The organism is Mesorhizobium sp. ISC11 (assembly GCF_037162595.1).
GTDB lineage: Bacteria > Pseudomonadota > Alphaproteobacteria > Rhizobiales > Rhizobiaceae > Mesorhizobium > Mesorhizobium ciceri.
Genome location: NZ_JAVSPW010000001.1, coordinates 3656628 through 3673392 on the forward strand (window position 1 = coordinate 3656628; position 16765 = coordinate 3673392).

At 58.2% G+C, this 16765-nt stretch carries 16 protein-coding genes and 1 pseudogene; 12 read left to right on the forward strand and 5 right to left on the reverse strand.

What is annotated here, in order from left to right; translation table 11 throughout:
- Positions 1-161 precede the first annotated feature (161 nt).
- Positions 162-1349: a tyrosine-type recombinase/integrase gene (locus RPF88_RS17935; RefSeq protein ID WP_337122781.1), complete on the forward strand. Its 1188-nt coding sequence runs from the start codon at positions 162-164 to the stop codon at positions 1347-1349.
- Between the two features lie 76 nt (positions 1350-1425).
- Here RPF88_RS17935 and RPF88_RS17940 read toward each other — a convergent pair whose 3' ends face one another.
- A complete protein-coding gene (locus RPF88_RS17940; RefSeq protein WP_337122782.1) occupies positions 1426-1989 on the reverse strand; it encodes a hypothetical protein in 564 nt (187 codons plus the stop codon).
- 99 nt (positions 1990-2088) lie between these two features.
- On the opposite strand from RPF88_RS17940, the gene RPF88_RS17945 reads away from it, so the two are divergent.
- Entirely contained in the window at positions 2089-2307 is a 219-nt protein-coding gene (locus tag RPF88_RS17945; protein WP_140812938.1) for a helix-turn-helix domain-containing protein, read from the forward strand.
- Positions 2308-2623: 316 nt separating this feature from the next.
- Here RPF88_RS17945 and RPF88_RS17950 read toward each other — a convergent pair whose 3' ends face one another.
- Positions 2624-2887 (reverse strand): hypothetical protein, encoded by a 264-nt coding sequence (locus tag RPF88_RS17950; protein ID WP_337122784.1) that lies wholly within the window; start codon positions 2885-2887, stop codon positions 2624-2626.
- Between the two features lie 192 nt (positions 2888-3079).
- Here RPF88_RS17950 and RPF88_RS17955 point away from each other — a divergent pair, with 192 nt between their 5' ends.
- The 4 genes and pseudogenes from RPF88_RS17955 to RPF88_RS17970 all read left to right on the forward strand — a co-directional run.
- The gene (locus RPF88_RS17955; RefSeq protein WP_337122785.1) at positions 3080-4276 is read left to right on the forward strand and encodes an AAA family ATPase; all 1197 of its coding nucleotides are present in this window, start codon (positions 3080-3082) and stop codon (positions 4274-4276) included.
- A 13-nt stretch (positions 4277-4289) separates the two neighbouring features.
- Complete coding sequence (locus tag RPF88_RS17960; RefSeq protein WP_337122786.1) at positions 4290-6809, forward strand: S8 family peptidase; 2520 nt, start codon at positions 4290-4292, stop codon at positions 6807-6809.
- A gap of 180 nt (positions 6810-6989) precedes the next feature.
- The gene (locus RPF88_RS17965; RefSeq protein WP_337122787.1) at positions 6990-8108 is read left to right on the forward strand and encodes a DUF4365 domain-containing protein; all 1119 of its coding nucleotides are present in this window, start codon (positions 6990-6992) and stop codon (positions 8106-8108) included.
- Positions 8109-8246: 138 nt separating this feature from the next.
- A pseudogene (locus tag RPF88_RS17970) lies at positions 8247-8785 on the forward strand (integrase core domain-containing protein); the annotation flags it as partial.
- 93 nt (positions 8786-8878) lie between these two features.
- On the opposite strand, the gene RPF88_RS17975 reads toward RPF88_RS17970, so the two are convergent.
- Both RPF88_RS17975 and RPF88_RS17980 read right to left on the reverse strand, forming a co-directional pair.
- On the reverse strand, positions 8879-10087 hold the full coding sequence (locus RPF88_RS17975; RefSeq protein WP_337122788.1) for a PAN domain-containing protein: 1209 nt from the start codon (positions 10085-10087) through the stop codon (positions 8879-8881).
- Positions 10071-11651, reverse strand: coding sequence for a hypothetical protein (locus RPF88_RS17980; protein ID WP_337122789.1), 1581 nt, complete (start codon positions 11649-11651; stop codon positions 10071-10073). The genes RPF88_RS17975 and RPF88_RS17980 overlap by 17 nt, the downstream gene beginning before the upstream one ends.
- 252 nt (positions 11652-11903) lie before the next feature.
- Between RPF88_RS17980 and RPF88_RS17985 the strand changes: the two genes are divergently transcribed.
- The 3 genes from RPF88_RS17985 (at position 11904) to RPF88_RS17995 (ending at position 14054) form a co-directional block, all read left to right on the forward strand.
- Entirely contained in the window at positions 11904-12362 is a 459-nt protein-coding gene (locus tag RPF88_RS17985; protein ID WP_337122790.1) for a MucR family transcriptional regulator, read from the forward strand.
- Positions 12363-12435: 73 nt separating this feature from the next.
- Positions 12436-12834, forward strand: coding sequence for a hypothetical protein (locus tag RPF88_RS17990; RefSeq protein WP_337122791.1), 399 nt, complete (start codon positions 12436-12438; stop codon positions 12832-12834).
- A gap of 176 nt (positions 12835-13010) precedes the next feature.
- Positions 13011-14054: a hypothetical protein gene (locus RPF88_RS17995; protein ID WP_337122792.1), complete on the forward strand. Its 1044-nt coding sequence runs from the start codon at positions 13011-13013 to the stop codon at positions 14052-14054.
- 331 nt (positions 14055-14385) lie between these two features.
- On the opposite strand, the gene RPF88_RS18000 is transcribed toward RPF88_RS17995, so the two are convergent.
- Entirely contained in the window at positions 14386-14475 is a 90-nt protein-coding gene (locus tag RPF88_RS18000; RefSeq protein ID WP_337122793.1) for a putative RiPP precursor, read from the reverse strand.
- Between the two features lie 302 nt (positions 14476-14777).
- Between RPF88_RS18000 and RPF88_RS18005 the strand changes: the two genes are divergently transcribed.
- From RPF88_RS18005 to RPF88_RS18015, 3 genes are read left to right on the forward strand one after another with little or no spacing between them, the layout of a single operon-like run.
- Complete coding sequence (locus tag RPF88_RS18005) at positions 14778-15137, forward strand: calcium-binding protein (RefSeq protein ID WP_337122795.1); 360 nt, start codon at positions 14778-14780, stop codon at positions 15135-15137.
- A gap of 6 nt (positions 15138-15143) precedes the next feature.
- Positions 15144-15977: a thermonuclease family protein gene (locus RPF88_RS18010; protein WP_337122797.1), complete on the forward strand. Its 834-nt coding sequence runs from the start codon at positions 15144-15146 to the stop codon at positions 15975-15977.
- An 11-nt stretch (positions 15978-15988) separates the two neighbouring features.
- On the forward strand, positions 15989-16735 hold the full coding sequence (locus RPF88_RS18015; RefSeq protein ID WP_337122798.1) for a hypothetical protein: 747 nt from the start codon (positions 15989-15991) through the stop codon (positions 16733-16735).
- Positions 16736-16765: the final 30 nt, after the last annotated feature.

A 16765-nucleotide genomic window follows, 5' to 3' on the forward strand; every position in this document is an offset into this window, starting at 1 on the left:
TTTCACTTTCCCATCGCTTCTCACGACGTCTCACCAATCAATACAAATCAATGACTTAGCCTAGTTTGGCGGTTTATGATGACCCACCGCGTACCGTTGCAACGCATCGGTTTGTGGGTAACGATTTCGGCGTTACCCATTACCCGGGAGGTCCGTTACCCATGTCTCTCTCTGACTTCGCCTGCAAGAACGCTAGGCCCAAAGACAAGCCGTATCGTCTTGCGGATGGCGATGGGCTTTATCTCCTCGTCCGCACCAACGGCTCCAGACTCTGGCAACTGCGGTACCGCCACCTGGAGAAGGAAAATATACTCTCCTTTGGAAAATACCCGCTGGTGTCACTTCTCGACGCGAGAGGAAAGCGCGACGACGCCAAGAGGCTGTTGATCGCCGGCATCAACCCCTCCGCCAAACGCAAAGAGGAGAAGACTGCCGCCATCACGGAAGCGCGCTCCACCTTCGCCTTAATCGCCGAGGAGTATGTCACGCGGATGGAGGAACGGGACGCTGCGGCGGCTACCATCACCAAAACCAAATGGCTGCTGGAAGATCTGGCCGGCCCACTCGCCAAGCGCCCCATTAACGAGATCACTCCCGCCGAAATTTTCCAACTCCTCCAGAAGATCGAAAAGAGTGGTCGAAGAGAGACAGCGCGGCGTTTACGCGGCGTGATAGGCAGCGTCTTCCGCTTGGCCATTGTCACCTTACGGGCAGAAGCCGACCCAACCCTACACCTCCGGGGCGCTCTCCAGCCGCCGAAAGTCAACGGTCGTGCCGCTATCACCGATGAAAAGAAGTTCGGCAAGCTCCTGATGACGGTCGGCGAATACGACGGCTGGCCAACCATCAAAGCCGCCCTCCAGTTTCTTGCCCTCACCTGTGTCCGCCCCGGCGAAGTACGGGGCGCTACGCGCGACGAGTTCGACCGAAAGAAGGCCGTCTGGCATATTCCGGCCGAGCGCATGAAGATGCGTGCTCCGCACGACGTACCACTGTCCAAACAGGCGCTTTCGGTCTTGGAAGAGGTCTGGCAGCTCTCGGAGGACGGCGGCCTGGTCTTTCCTTCGATCCGCTCCACAAAACGGCCGCTTTCCGAGAACGCCATGAACGCCGCGCTACGACGTATGGGCTACGGAAAGGACGAAGTGACCGCCCATGGTTTCCGGGTGACCGCCAGCACCATCCTCAACGCCCGCGACTACGATCCAGACGTGATTGAAACTGTCCTGGCGCACCAGGACAAGAACGCCATCCGGCGGACCTACAACCGAGCGACCTATTGGGAGCAGCGGGTCACGCTAATGCAGGAATGGGGAGATCTGCTAGACGCGCTAAAGGCGAACCATTAGTCTTAAACGCGTTCCACGATCAGATCGCTGTTTTCCGTGTTGGCGTTGACCGCGCCGATATAGATACTTGAGCCGTTCACCCGTGCGCCTCCAAGGCCGCGACGAGCTTGGTTGCTTCTTTCCGATGTCGTGCCACATCCGCGCGGGTAGCGGCCCGGTTTAACCGGTAGGCCGGCAGATCGCCAGCAATCGCCTTCAGGTCGCTAAGAACGGATGCGATGTGCGGCCATGGAAAATCCGTCGGGTCGCCAATGTCCCGGTCGGCGCCAACAATCATTTCCAGTTTTGCCACGATACCCACGAGAGACTGAGCCGCGATGTTGGGAATCGCATCCTGAAATCGGAGCGCCTCGGTCATCGCAAACACCTCGGCCTCGCGAACCACCGCATATTCCGATCCCTCCTCCGACGCGGCCACCGAAGTTCGACGCGTTTTCGGTTCTCCATCGGTCAATACCGGAATTCCGGGATTTACCATCATTCGCGTCTCCAACCGCTGCTGCACCCGACACAGGACCAGCGACACGTGGCGAGCGCGGTGCCAGTCGGTCCACAGGCTCAAAGCAGGATCATTTGCATTCTGAATGGCAGTCGCCCGAGCGATGGGCTCAGAGAACGTGGGTGTGGTCTTTGGCAGCATCGAACACCTCCTAACCAATTCCGGCACGGTCATTCGACCGATCCGAAAATACATACTATAGTTGATAAACTTAAAGTATGTAAACGGCGAATGTGGCGCATGGATATGCGTCAACTGGTCGGAAGGAACTTTGCCCGACTTCGGAGGGAGAAAGGCCTGACGCAGGAGCAGGTGGAAGCCCGGTCGGGCTACAGCCAGCAATACCTAAGCAGTCTGGAACGTGGTCGACGCAATCCTACTGTTATTACCCTTCTCGAACTCTCCCAGGCGCTGGGTGTCAGCCATGTCGAATTAGTAAAGCCGGATGAAGACAGCTAGCGCAGTGTAGCGTGCCGACCATAAATCGCCTGCGCGCCTGGCCGCTCGCGAGCGCGCGCCTAAGATCTAATCCCAGTGCTACACAATGGGACTCACGTTTCATGTTCTTTTGGCATGACCCACGGCGCAGATGCGGGTTTCTGGAAGCACCCCGCTGAATTCCCAATTCGCATCTATTACAGTGGTTGGTTTGGAAAGAGCTACATCGAGGAGATGAAGCTACGAATCATCGACACCGACACTTTCCCCGGTTTCATGTGGGGATAAGTAAAAGCCGCCACCGTGAGGCAGGGCCAAACATTCCAGATCGGAAGAATTAGAGCCCTCGCTCGCCCGTGATGGTGTCGTCGCCGTTGTCGAACTCGCGCTCATAGTCGCCTTCGCGATCATCCGCTGGCTCATTAGGGCCGCAGCCTCGCCCATGACCGGTCCAGCCGAGATCAGGCTCGCCTTCCGGGCGGTTCCCTGTCTTCTGCTCGACCCTGCCGGCGAGGCGCTGGTCGAAATGCTCCGTCGAGCCAAGCTCCGGCTCGTCATCCTCGCGCCCGTCGTGCGGCTCGTTCAACACGTCGCCCCCCATGTTCGTTTTTCGGCCTCGCGCTCGTCGCGGCTTGGAGCAGTGGCGCATCAATCCCGAGGTATTTGCGGCTTGGCCGCTGGCTCCGATGGCTCCATCTATCAGATATCAGATATCAGATATATGCATTTTTCCATTGCCATTATGCATTATTCCATCTATGAATGCACTTGAAAGCAGAGGGCATGCAAAAACGTGGAACATCTCGCTGTCGTTCAATCATTATGTCGGGTGGGCCTCGAGGCTGGCGACGAAAAATTCCGCAAGCAGGTCGAGCGGCTGCGCGATCGCCTGCGCAAGGCGGGCGATATGGAGGCAACGGAGGCCATCGATGGCCTTCTCGCCTCCCAACAGCGTGCTGCGACGCTTCAGCCGAGTCGGGTTGAGCTCTCCCGAAGCCTGGCCGGCGAGCGCTTGATCGGTACGATTAACCCACCCTTTGATAAGGAGAGTGGCGCGCCGCTCGCGCAGATTGTCCTTGAGCCCGGCGGGGCGACGCTACCGCCAGTTCTTACTGATGAGCTTGAGGGCGCTCTCGACTCCATGTTGCGGGAATGGGCCGATGACGGGAAGCTCCGCTCGATCGGTATCGCGCCCACGCATAGCTGTTTGATCTTCGGTGCACCGGGTACCGGCAAGACCGTAACCGCGATGCATATCGCGGCCCGGCTGGGCCTTCCTGTCGTCCTTGCAAGACTCGATGGCATCATGAGCTCGTTCCTGGGCACCACTGCCCGCAACATCGGAACGCTCTTCGAGTTCGCAAATCGCTACCGTTGCGTTCTTCTCCTCGACGAATTCGATGCACTGGCGAAGCTTCGTGACGACCCGCAGGAGGTCGGCGAGATCAAGCGCGTCGTGAATACGTTGCTACAATCACTCGACGTACGTGCCCTCCTCGGGCTTACAGTTGCCATCACCAACCATCCCCGTTTGCTAGACCCCGCCATTTGGCGCCGCTTTGAGGTGAAGATTGAGATGCCGTTGCCGCCAGCGACCGCACGCGAGCGGCTATTTGCGGAGTTCCTCGCACCAGTCACCGTGCAAGACAGCGCGCTCCATCTGCTCGCATGGGCATCGGACGGTGCTAGCGGGTCGGAGGTGCGCTCGATGACCCATGCCCTGAAGCGATATCTGGTGTTAGAGAAGCCGGACATCGCGCATGTGCATGTCGAAGCCAGCGAGGTCCTGGCGGCGCTTCGGCGCTACCATGTCACAAGCGCAAACCTCGAGGACAGGACGCGGCTCGCTGCCCTACGCGAGGACCCGAGAACGATCGCTCGAACCTTACTCTACAGCGCGGAAAGTTCCTTCACCCAGGGATCGGTCGCACAGCTACTTGGCAAGGATCAGGCGACCATAAGCAGATGGATGAAGGAGGAGCCGGCGTAGCCGGCTGTGCAATATGGCAAACAACCCGGTCCAGATTGTCGTTAACGACAGCGATTATGTGGTCGCGCCGGAAGCGGGGAAGGGCGGCCCACCCCATGACTTCTTTGCCGGCAGGGACGAAGAGTTCGCCAAGCACAAGGCGAAATTGGCTGGCAACATCCAGCGGCTTGCTGCGCAGCTTGCTGCTAAGCCAACCGGGGGAGTGGGTTATGTGAGGGTCAAGCTTCGTGATGGGGCGGTGGCGAAGACCCACCGTCCAGTTCGTGCCCTACTGACCCCGGATCTTTTCCCCTGCGTGGGTGCATCAGGGGTTGGCGAGCTCTACTACTTCGCGGAAGCGAGCCAACTGGCCCAGCTCGCGAACAAGGTCTCCCAGGCTGAGCCTAATACCCGTTGGGTCCAGAATGCGCAGGGCAAGCCTGAGGCCCGACCATCCCCTGTCCGCTCCGATGTCGGCGCGATCGAAGATATCGCGGTCCCGGATCCAAGCGACAAGCGTCGGTTCGATGCCCAGACCGCTGTAGGCTGGCTAGCGGATCCGCGTACAGGTGGCTTCTACCTGATCGAGCTTTTCGAAAATCCCCACAATGCCCAGAAGCGCCTGCGCCGCCCCCCTTCCGAAGCGAGCCTGTCGAAGAGCTTAGAGGATCTGCTTCGCGACCTTGGCAAAGGCATTATCGCGTGGGAGCTTCCCGAGGCTGGTGGGGAGACGCCGATTGCCCTCAAGATTACGGACAGGCCCGAGCCGGCTCTGCTGATGAGTAGCAGTGGTAGTGGTGGTAGTAGCCTGCCTGACACCGCGACCACTCAGATCGACCAGAGCCCATCTCGCCACGAGGCGGCCCTGCAGCGGCTGGCCCAGCATCCTTCGGTCCGCCGCATCTCGCTTCCGCTTCGTATTGAACTTTCCAATGTGCCGTCAATCGCTTCGAGCGTGGTGGCGGCGCTGCCACTCCGCTCCGCGAGCTCCCGCTATCCTCGAGTCGGCGTTGTCGACTCCGGGCTAGGCCCAGCACTTGCACATTGGACCATTGGTCGACACGACTTTCTTGCAACCGATGAAGTCGATGGCGAGCATGGCTCGTTCGTCGGTGGACTCATTGTAGGCGCCTCCAGCTTCAACCCGAATCTTCCCAATCTCGAACCGGATGGTTGCGAACTAGTTGACTTAGCTCTGTTTCCAAAGGGCGACTTTCTGGCCACCTACGCCAATGGATTCGCCGACTTTCTCCATGAAATGGATCAAGCAATCGGCGAGGCGTCTCAGCTTGGCGTTCGAATATTTAATCTCAGCATCAATGCCGTGACGGCAGTCGAGCCCGATCACTACAGCTACTATGCAGCTCGGCTCGACCAAATCGCCGCAAAGCACGATGTAATCATTGTTAATTCGGCCGGCAACCTTGCTCTCGGGGCGCTTCGTGCCGCTTGGCCGAAGCGGGCCAGTGACGCTATTAAGTATTTCGCAGCCCGGGTCGATTCCGACACCATCTTTGTTCCCACCGAAAGTTGCCGTGCCATTTCGGTTGGCGCCATCAACCCGCCGGGCTGCGCAGTGCATCATGGCGGACTACCGACAACCTATACGAGGCGAGGCCCCGGGCTAAAGGTCGGCTGCAAGCCGGATGTCGCACATTTTGGAGGAAATGACGGTAGCGCCCCTGGCGCCAACCATCGCCTGACATCAATCACGCCGGATGGCGGGCTGATCACGAGTTGCGGTACAAGCTTCGCCGCACCGCTGATCGCTAAATCACTTGCCTCACTCGAAAATGCAATCGAGAGCCGCCTGCCGACGCATACGCTTCGCGCGCTTTTGATTCACAGCTGCGCGACGCCGGAGCCGCTCAGAGCGCGCGGTCTCTCTACGCTTGCGCGGCAATTTGTCGGCTTCGGCGTTCCTGCACCGACGATAGAGATGCTGGTAACTGACGAAAGCTCTATTACTCTCGTCTTTCACAGCCGAATCCCCAATGACGTGAAGCGGCCAAAGGTACTGCGCTTTGCGTTCGATTGGCCTCAGGCGCTGGTCGATCCGTCGACCAGTGCGTGCCGTGGCGAAGCGACGGCAACCTTAGTCTACGAGCCGCCGCTCGACACCGCGTACGGTGCGGAGTTTGTGCGCGTTAACCTCGACGCCAAGCTCCAGCAACGCCAGCTCAGTGATCGCAAGGATGGGCTCCCGAGTTATCGCGATCGGTTCGAGCAAGCCTTTCTTCCCAAGACTGCAAATCAGCCTGCTTCCGAGAGAGAGTTAATCAACCAGGGCCTCAAGTGGTGGCCGACCAAACGCTATCAATCTCGCATTCCTGAATTGGGGAATGAGAGCTCACAGTGGCGCATCGAAGTCTCGGCAGTGAAGCGGGCAGAGGCAGTGTTTCCAAAAGACGGCGTACCCTTCAGCCTGGTTGTCACCATTCGCGATCCCGACGGGCATCAACCGGTCTTCCAGCAACTACTGCGTGCTTTGCAGGCTGGAAGGGTACAACTTGAAGAATTGCGGACTCATCAGCGTGTTCGCGGACGCGCCTAAATCTCTACTCCGGTGATTGCCCCAGCGTAGGCGAGCCGCCTCTTGCGTGAATTCTCTCGCCCCTTGCGGGGCGAACTCCGCGCGCTTTTGCTCCGCGGCCTCTTCCACGGCCGACAGGTTCGGCATGATCCTGTCAGGGCTCGCCAGCAGCGGAGCACCAGGCGCAAGTGCTCGGCGCCAATGCGCGCGGCCGATGCGCTTCAGGGTCTTTGGCGCGAAGCAGACGCGCCCGCGGCCGGCCATGGCGCCGTGCAGCGCCGGCTTCAGGATCTTGATGCCACACTGCTCGGCCAGGGGAACGGAGCGGTTCGATCGAGCATACCGCCGGTGTATCGCAGCTTGGTTTCAAAATTCATTCTCAGCAACCTTGCGTGCGATTTTGGAGTTGCGCATAAAGCTTTCGCCGAATGCGAGGCTTCATATCATCTGATGGGAAATACTGACAATACAGCTCAGCGGGGCGTCAACGCCGTAGAAGAAATCTTTCTGTCAATGGGGTGGTACTTCCGACGGCAGCTGGAAAGCGACATCGGGGTCGACGCGCACGTCGAGCCGGCAGTCGATGGGGAAGCCACGGGCCAGCTCATCGGTCTGCAGATCAAGTCAGGCAAATCATACTTTGACCGGAAGAGAGGCAATAACTACGTGTACCACGGGAGCGCCCGGCACCTCGCCTACTGGGAACGACTATCGATTCCGCTTTTGCTGATCCTCCACAATCCGGAAACGGGCGACACCCTTTGGACAAAGGTCGAGAGACACGCGGCAACCATTGCTCCTAACGGGTCCTGGACGATCGAGATCTCCCATTACGCGGATCTGACGACTACTTCGGCGCAGAATATCCTAGAGAACCTACCGAAATCGGACCCAGAGAACACCAGGCGTCAGCGAATGGCCCTGGACCTCGACCTGATCCGCCGAGTGGTTGATGGTGACGAGGACGCCTATCTGACGATCGACGAATGGGTCAACAAGACCTTAAGCATCAGAGGCGCCGCCGTCTCGTTTGGCGACCCCGACGCCGCTCCGGAATTTGAAGTGCCCTTCTATGCGGCGGGCATGTCGATAGCCGAATTCATGGACTTGGCGTTTCCGTGGGCCAATGTTGACTATGCTCAGCCGATCGAAAACACCTCAGGCGAGGTCGACGAACACGTGTTCCAAATCACCGTAAATGACCTGGGCAAGGCTTTCCTGCTTTTGGAGGATTTCTATCGGGATGGGCCAGAGCCACGCGAGGAACTTGAACCGCCACCGGAAGAAAGAGAGCCTTGGTATCCTTACGACGGCGACTAGAGACGCCGCTTCTCCTTCGTCACGGCATGATTGGTGAACAGCAGGTTCCGATCGTTCGCGGCCGGCTCCGCGGCTCGTACAATAGATGACCTTCAGCAGATCGTGATGCACGCAAAACTGATCAGGTCCAAACCGTCGGACGAGTTCGCCTGCGGCCGGAGGTTCCGGGTGCTCAACATCGTCGACGACGTGACGCGCGAATGCCTGGCCGCCATCCCGGACACCTCAATCTCTGGCCGTCGGGTTGCCCGTGAACTGACGGAACTATCACCCACCGCGGCAAGCCGGGCATGATCGTCTCCGACCACGGCACCGAGTTTACCTCGAACGCCATCCTCGCCTGGTCGAAGAATTGCAGGATCGAATGGCACTACATCGCGCCGGGCAAGCCGATGCAAAACGGTTAAGTCGAGCGTTTCAACGGCCGGATGCGCGACGAGCTGTTGAACGAGAGCCTGTTCTTCGGTCTCGACCACGCCCGAAGCGCCATCGCCGAATGAAACACCGCCAGGCCACATTCCTCGCTCGGCTACCAGACCCCGGCAGCCTATGCCGAGGTCATCACCGCAACCGGCTCCGACGGTGTGCTGATGGAAGGCTCCGCGCCTCCGTCGGTTGCTCAACCCGCGCCACAAGGCGTAACAAAAACGGTCGAGGCTCTAATCGCAGCTGGATGACAGTTCAGTGGCAGATCAAGATCCCCCAGTTCTGCTGAGCGGCCGACTTGAGGCGCGTTTCAGATAGGCAGCTTTGCGGCCGGAGGGCGTTGGCTAATTCTCGACGCTCTTAGTTCCTGAGGCCACAGCCACGTTGTCGAATGATTGGGTGACGTTTTTGTATAGCGAGCACGACATTTCCTTGCTGCGGAAATTGAACCCCATACACGAATTTTCATTAGCGCATTGCAATATGCAGTCCGGATACCTGAGTTGTCCTGTCCAATACGGGGCGCCAGAAATCTCGGTGTTCTTTGCGAATACAAGGTTGGAGTAGTGGAGATTGTTCTCAACAACCTTCTTCGCAGCCATCAGCGAATCTTCGCTCTTTACAAGAATGGATGCGTCACCCTTCATGAAACACGCTTGGTATTTGGTATTATACGTCACTGCCAAACACGTAAAATCGCGATCGCAGGCGCTCTGGCATTGTTCGGCAGTGACGCCTCGGATAGGCATGTTGGGTAGGTCGTTTCCAATCGCGTCCCATCCCGATACGACGACAAAGCCGGTGTCAGGATCGGTCGCTGTCGTCATTACCGGGGGCTGCGGGGAAACGCCGCCCACTTGTCGACGAGGATCGGTGGCAAAATCCGCGGCCGCAAAAGTACGACCATCGAGCCACGCACAATTCGTTGCCAGCTGAATTGCCGTAGCATCTGTTAAGCCAACCTGCGCCAAGGTCTCGCCTGCAGATATGGGTGAGACAGGCTGTGTTTCTGGACCCAGTCTGTTTGCCAGTTGAACGTTTACGTCGACGCCATTGACCATCCGATGCGAGTAGCACCACGCAGTGTCCCAGGAGCTATCCTTCTCGTCCTTGAAGTGATGGCCTGATATCAACTCCCATCTGTCTCCCTGGAAGTCGATCGTCTTCGTGGCAAACTTTGTGAAGTCCACGGTGACGACGTCAGGGTCCTTTGGCGGCATTGGCGGTGTCGGCACTTGCGTGGGCCGTGGAGTAGGCACTGGGATGGAAGGCTTATCTGCTCTGGTGTCTGAGGGCTTAGCAGGCACTTCTACCCGCTGAATGTTCGGCTCTGGGATTGTGGGGCCCTTCTGCCAAAGTCCAAGCTTCAAGCCCAAGCCGATCCCAATGGCTGCTACGGCAATCGCACCTCCGGTCGCAATCCGACGCAATGCAGCCGCTTTGGAGATTTTCTCCTGAGCTGCGGCCTCGGCCTGCAGCGTCGGTATGGCAGACCGCTTTACGACGAGGCCAACCGCCTGCTCGAGAAGGGCGGTGTTATGCCGGACGAGCATTGCCCTGCCCCTTCATAGATAACCTCACCAGATCGGCAACATCTGGCGGCAGTTCCTTATTCAGAGCCGTTCGAAGCACCTCCGGATCATCGGTGAACAACGGAACATAGAGTATCTCCTTGACGACCTTTTCAATCTCCACGGGGACCTCGACGCGCTTCTCGACTTCCTTCTCGACGACCTTCTCGACCGGCACCTCGATCGTGCGAATACGGCGCCACCGCCAACTCAAGAGCATGCGGCGAATGAGCGACGACAGCCTGCTATGGGACTGAACTTCGCCGCGAGCGGCTATTCGTTGAAGAGCGAGCGCCACCATCGCTGTGATCGGCCCGGCCAGCGCCGCGATCAAGGCAAGCGAACTAAACCAAATGACTGAGATCACGCCTGCCTGTTCCGGGGTCACCTGCTCTGGCTTTGCACCGTACCATCTTGCCGCGATGCGCCTGACCTGGTCGGTGCGCGCCATTGGAATCCGCTCCTTCTCGAGGGCCGCGAGTTCCTTGGCTATTTGATCCTGCCTAACCTGATTCTGCGCGGCCACGGTCGCCTTGTTGGCTTCAGCGCCTTGGGCGTCGGCTAGCCTTTTGCCGGCCTCGTCAAGTCGTTTCTGCCAACTAGCGGCGTCTGCATCGCGTATCTGCTCGAGATTCGATCGCCGATCTGTAAGCTTTTGCCGCTGGGCGGCAGTCATCGGCGGACTGCTTGCGCGTTGTCGATCAAAATCCGATCGAAGTGACGCTATTTCCTGATCCAGCGGATCTATTTGAGCGTCGAACTTGGCGCCGATTTTGGACCTCGGATTTGCCAGCTTGGCGACCTCATCCTCCAACTTCCGAGCTGAGTCGCTGTCGCCTGAGTCTCGCGCCATCTTTATTCGCTGTACGAAGCTGTCGCGCTGTCGCTCAAATTGGGTGACGGCGTCTCTTATCTCGGCATCGCGCTGCTCAACCAGAGAAGATCGAACCGTGTTCTTTTCTTCGATCTGATCTCGAACACGAGATGCCTCTGGAGTAAGAGCTGTTGCTCCCTGCAGTTCAGCGTCAACCTCTGCAATTTGTGTCTGGAAGCCAGCCCGGGACTTTTCGGCAAGGGCGGTCATCTCCTCAAATTCGGCGCGAGCCTGGTCAACCTGATCGGCTTTCCTGCCGAGTTCATCTACCGATGCAAGTTTTGAAGCCTCCTGTTCTAGCGCGTCAATCTTGTTCACCAAATCTTCGTAGCGAAGCTGACGAAGGGCGCCTGCACGCTCCATTCCCATAAAAACGGTTTCGAACGTGATACCTGCGAGGATTAATAGGAAGATAAGCACTATGGGCTTCCAAAGCCAAGACACGCTGAACAGCAGAGTTGCAATTGGGATTTTGGTCAGTTCCGCAATCGCGACCATCAGAAATGGTGCACTTGCAAGTGTTAGATCCATCGCAGTGACGGACTCGCTCGCCGCGAAAGCTTGGTAGCCAAGAGCCACGCCAGTCATAAGACCGATAGTCGCCGCTGCGAGTTCAAGCGCCCAGGCCCCCCTATAAGTCCACTGCCCATAGGTCGCGAGCTTCTGGCTCATCGTTGTTTGCATATTACGCCCCCGATCCGGCAAACCCACACGCACGGATCTGATGGCATTACACCGAAAAGTAACTATGTCCGCAACTGTTCTGAGTCGGTAACCGGCAAATATCCCGGGTCGTAGTTAAGACCGAGGTGAGCACAAGCCGGTCTCTAAAATTCGGCATCCTCCTCAGCGCCGGCGTCGGGTTGCATCGTTGAAGCGCACAAAATACATAGGACGCAACAGCAATCAGGACGAAGCGAACCAATGCCGGGCACCGCAGACCAGAACGCCATTGAGCTTATCGAACTCACCGCCGATATTGTTTCGGCCTTCGTGAGCAACAATTCGGTGCCTGTCTCAAACTTGGCGGATCTGATCTCGTCGGTTCACGTGTCCCTTTCCTCAGTCGGCAAAGACACGCCACCGCCAGACGAGCCGCTTACGCCAGCGGTCAATCCGAAGCGGTCGGTGACAGCTGATTTCATCATCTGCCTGGATGATGGCAAGAAGTTCAAATCGCTGAAGCGCCACCTGGCCCAGCTCGGCATGACGCCTGATCAATATCGTGCAAAATGGAACTTGCCGGGCGACTACCCAATGGTAGCGCCGAACTATGCCGCACAACGTTCGGCGTTGGCGAAGTCGATTGGGCTCGGGCGGAAAGCAGCGCCGCCGAAAAAAGCTCCGGCTAAGCGGAAGGCCAAACAGTCGGCCAATCCATAGCGGGCCGAGGTATGTGTGTGTGTGCTTCCGCGATAAAACCATAACGACGCGTTGACGCATCGGTCATTTAGGATTGGCGGCGGATCTGATTGTCCGCTTGGCCGGCGCTGGGACCAATAGCTCCCACCCCTCGGCGCCGGCCTTCTCTAAGCATCCCGATCTCGATGTCTCGACGGGGTTTCCGATCAACGGCCGCTACACACCGGCCCAGCGACTGGGCACATTAGTTTCGCGTTCGGCGACAGGGAGCGTCGTAACGACGGTCTACACAGTGATTTGGCACGGCAAGCAAGGCGTGGTTGAAAAGGCGCCGTTCGATGCCGAGAAAGACGCCAGGGAGCATGCCCAAGCGACGTTCGCTGCTCGACAGCAGGATGATGAGGTCGTGACAGTAGAAATTCGCAAACACGATGGCACGGTCGTCTTTAGCCAAGCGGACGGCAGTCCTAGTGGTGTCGACGGCGGCCGCTGACAAGTGCTCACTTCTGTTACAGGAGCCAGGGCACCGGCAGGCCGGCTGAACAATTGGATCTCGACATGTGTGCGACAGCCGGTTGAATCTTCAAATGACCCTTTATCCGGGAAGGCGGCTTGCGCGCCTACTGCAGTTGCGCGATGCTTCAGTGCGGCCCAATGGGGGATAAGAAAGTGCTTCTGCGCCTGGTATTCTTCGTTGCGCCAATATTCATAGGCGGTCTAGGCTCAATAGTGACAGCCTATGCGGACGTTTGGGCTGTTGCCGAATTCCGAGATCCGGCCAATGCAGAACTCCTGTCGGCGGCGACCGTCACAAACGCCCAAGGCTATTCAATTTGGATATTCCGAAACAATGACAGCAAGGTTCGCTGGATATTGTCTCTGCCGCGCAACTCTCTTGACAGGATCCGGACTCTAGGTCGAGTTGCCGCCTATCGAATAGACGACAACGATGCCATTGACGTCGAAGTGGAAGCTGAGAAGCAAAGTGTGACAGGGCTTGAGCAACCCACGATTCTTGGTGGCAGATCGATTCGAGAAATTCTTTGGCACGGCCAAGACCCTTCGCCAACACGTGGAGTCCTTCGGAATATGCTCGATGGCCAAGTTTTAGCGATCCGGTTCTTCTTTGACACCGGAAATTTTGCGGACGTAACATTCGATCTTGGCGGTGCGGGGAGCGCGATTGGACCTGCGCTGAAAATTGAAACCATGGCCGATCCGAATGTACTTGCGAACGCCCGAGATCGGGATGACGCTGTGTTAATTTCAGCGAATATGTGTCAGTCGAGCCCTAACGTGTCCGCATGCTTAGGCGTGATGACCAATTGTATGGGGTCCAACCCCAATGAACTAAAGGGGGATCAGATGCGGAGCTGCATGGCCGCACATGGTTATCCACTTGAAGGGGCCGCCCCGGCTGCAAACGCAGACATTACGAAATCAAATTCGAAGACCCTGACTGCCAATTGTACCGCTATCGGCTCTCTTGCGCGTACAATAATGGATAAGCGCCAAAGTGGAACCGACATGTCGACATTGATGTCTGTCGTTGAGGACATCAAAGAAGGAGATCCTATAAAGGAACTTGGCAAACAGATCGTGATACAAGCCTATGCGATGCCGTTTTTCAACGGCGAGGAGTTGAAACAACGGACCATCTCTGAGTTCGCGAACGACTTTCAGGTCAAATGTTACCAGTCAGGTTCGCGGTAATCTAAGACCCGGTTGGCGCCGCTCTACATAGCCGCCCTCGGCTTGTTGAAAGCGCGCACCCCTCTGGCGGAGAAGGGCGCGGCCGATCGGAGACCGATCTTCGGCAGGACGATGGAGAACATCCCGCCACATGCTTCAACTTTAGAGACCCGAACTGCGGCCAGAGCGTTGACCAGCGCGACTTGCGTCAGGTGTTTTGGCATGAAGCATGAAGAGCCGGGGCACGAGCAGCTTGAGCCAGAGACACAAGCAACGATCATCGAGTTCCCAAGCCGGAAATGAAAAGCCCGCTGGCCGGTGCCAACGGGCTGATTGTTGCATAGTTTGGTCTTCAGGTGGCGACGGACGCCGACGGGCCAGCAACGACCTTGGAGAGCCGATCCTTCTTGGTCAGAACCGGCTTTTCGTATGTCTTCTTCATGAATGCTCCTCGCTTTTCCCTCGCCGGCAAACTGCGTTGCGTCAGCGTTGCGTGTCAACCTCCGACGCCGGCGAACACCAGTTCGGCCGACAGCCAAAAGCCGGCCGCCATGAACAGGCCAACCACAATCGCGAATATCACAAGCCGCATGCGACGGGGCTGCTTGCCTGCAGCTTCGTAGCACGTCTGAGACGAGGAAGTCCGTCACTGGGCGCGATCGAACAATTCGTGGTCTCGTCAGCGGATTCGACAAGAAAGCACAAACAGTGCATCATTATTCCAGGTGTCGGGGGGATACCTTCATGCATTGTCGATCGTATTTTTCCGCTTTGTCAGCAATTCTTATTTCCAGCTGTTCTGCCGACTATTTGAACCACTATGATAGCGTGACGCTTGCGGCTGGCGACGCGAACCGGTCAAACATGCTTTTGCAGACGGTCGACCCTTTCAACCCAAACAGCCAAAATACACACATTGAAGGTGACGGGGCGCGCGCCGTTGCAGCTTTCAATGCGTACCGCGGCGTGCCCGCCGGTGGCGGCAAAGACTTGGATTGCGCAGGCGGCAAGGGGAACAATCCGGTCGTTAAAGGGCCAGTCGCGGTCGGGGCGTCTGACCCGAATGGCCTAGATCGCAACCACAATGGCATCGGCTGCGAGTGAACAACATTGGACAAGTCACGGTACGACAAACAGTCTGATCAATGGCGCAAGCGGCGAGGCGCGCGGCGGCGACGTGCGCGTCTGCTGGCGAGCATTCCGAAGCGGCTTGTCTTCGTGACGGTGGCGGCGATGGCCGCGTACGTCGCGCAGTTCGTCATGCAGCACAGTGAAGGCGCCTCCGGCCCGAGCGTATCGCACTGGATTGGACGATCGCCGGAGCCAATCGCCGGCGTCGCCTCAATCATCGACGGCGACACGATCGAGATCCACGGACAGCGCATCCGCTTCAACGGCATCGACGCTCCCGAGTCCGCGCAGCAGTGCGACGATGCCAAGGGCTTTCGATATCAGTGCGGCGCAAAGGCCGCGGCGACACTCGACGGGTTCCTAGCCGCCTCGAGGCCGGTCACATGCACCTTCGTCGCCTGGGATCGCTACGGCCGCTTTGTCGGCGACTGCCGGCGCGCCGACGGCACCAGCGTTGCCGCGTGGATGGTCGAGTACGGGCAAGCGCTCGATTGGCCCCGCTACAGCCACGGCACTTACGCCGGGCAGCAGGCTAAGGCCGAGGCGGCGAAGGTCGGTCTGTGGGCTGGGACATTTCAGGCCCCCTGGGAATGGCGCGCGGGGCAAGCGGACGGCGCGAAGCCGACTGCCAGCAAACCGTCAGGGATTATCGGCCGTCGCCTGGTCGCGCAGAGCAGCTATTCGTGTGAGCCGCGGCGAACGTGCAAGCAGATCGGGTCATGCGAGGAAGCCAACTGGTATCTGCAGAACTGCCCGTGGGGCGGGAAGCTCGATCGCGACAAGGACGGCATTCCATGTGAATCGCAGTGTTAAAGGTGGGCCTCATGAGGATCGATGCGGTTAGTGTTCTGACAAGGACTACGTGCGGCCTATTGGGATTGTTCGCCGCGATGGTGGCTGGATGCAGTTCGGTCGATTACCAGAAACTTGTTACAGGCCAGCTATCGGGCAGTCTGTTCGTCATGTGGGTCGGAGAGGGCAACAATTCGGGCGACGGAAATTTTCTGTTCGTGCCCGACCCGCGGGATCCATTGATCTTTCACCGGTCAGATAAGGGCTCTCCGGGGAGCACTATTCAGCCGGGTCTCATGTACACTGACGGCGGATCGATCCCGAAAATCGCACAAGTCTTCAAGGGGCTATCGCCTTGGGGCTACGCGCCCGCCTATATGGTCCATGATTGGGTCTTTATCGCTCACCACTGCATAGTAGACGGCAGCACGGAGTACCGGTTTGACCAAGTTCGCGGAGTCGAATTCGACGATTCAGCCGCGATTCTTGGCGAAGCCATAAAAGCACTGATCAAGGCCCGACAAGTGGCTCCCGACGATGTGGCGCCAGGCGCCATAACAGCTGCCGTAGCAAGCGTGGTTGCTAAGAACCTCTGGGATGAGAAAGGAGCATGTCAGTCGCTCCAGGTCAGCGCGAAGGACGTCGCTGCTGCGGAGGCAGCCATACCGGGGTCAACCACCAAAGCCCGGAACTTGAGGGCCTTCCGGGTTCCAGAGACCACCGTGACTGCAGTTCCCCCTTCAAAGCCGGCGAAGATTGTAGCTCGCGTGACATTTTGAGACCTTCTCGACAAGTGTTGGCCCCTGCTT

What these genes read in the sequence shown, in the direction of transcription:
- RPF88_RS17935 (WP_337122781.1), top strand. Translation starts at nt 162, where the DNA reads ATGTCTCTCTCTGACTTCGCCTGCAAGAACGCTAGGCCCAAAGACAAG.
- RPF88_RS17940 (WP_337122782.1), bottom strand. Translation starts at nt 1,989, where the DNA reads ATGCTGCCAAAGACCACACCCACGTTCTCTGAGCCCATCGCTCGGGCG.
- RPF88_RS17945 (WP_140812938.1), top strand. Translation starts at nt 2,089, where the DNA reads ATGGATATGCGTCAACTGGTCGGAAGGAACTTTGCCCGACTTCGGAGG.
- RPF88_RS17950 (WP_337122784.1), bottom strand. Translation starts at nt 2,887, where the DNA reads ATGGGGGGCGACGTGTTGAACGAGCCGCACGACGGGCGCGAGGATGAC.
- RPF88_RS17960 (WP_337122786.1), top strand. Translation starts at nt 4,290, where the DNA reads ATGGCAAACAACCCGGTCCAGATTGTCGTTAACGACAGCGATTATGTG.
- RPF88_RS17965 (WP_337122787.1), top strand. Translation starts at nt 6,990, where the DNA reads ATGCGCGCGGCCGATGCGCTTCAGGGTCTTTGGCGCGAAGCAGACGCG.
- RPF88_RS17975 (WP_337122788.1), bottom strand. Translation starts at nt 10,087, where the DNA reads ATGCTCGTCCGGCATAACACCGCCCTTCTCGAGCAGGCGGTTGGCCTC.
- RPF88_RS17980 (WP_337122789.1), bottom strand. Translation starts at nt 11,651, where the DNA reads ATGAGCCAGAAGCTCGCGACCTATGGGCAGTGGACTTATAGGGGGGCC.
- RPF88_RS17985 (WP_337122790.1), top strand. Translation starts at nt 11,904, where the DNA reads ATGCCGGGCACCGCAGACCAGAACGCCATTGAGCTTATCGAACTCACC.
- RPF88_RS18000 (WP_337122793.1), bottom strand. Translation starts at nt 14,475, where the DNA reads ATGAAGAAGACATACGAAAAGCCGGTTCTGACCAAGAAGGATCGGCTC.
- RPF88_RS18005 (WP_337122795.1), top strand. Translation starts at nt 14,778, where the DNA reads ATGCATTGTCGATCGTATTTTTCCGCTTTGTCAGCAATTCTTATTTCC.
- RPF88_RS18015 (WP_337122798.1), top strand. Translation starts at nt 15,989, where the DNA reads ATGAGGATCGATGCGGTTAGTGTTCTGACAAGGACTACGTGCGGCCTA.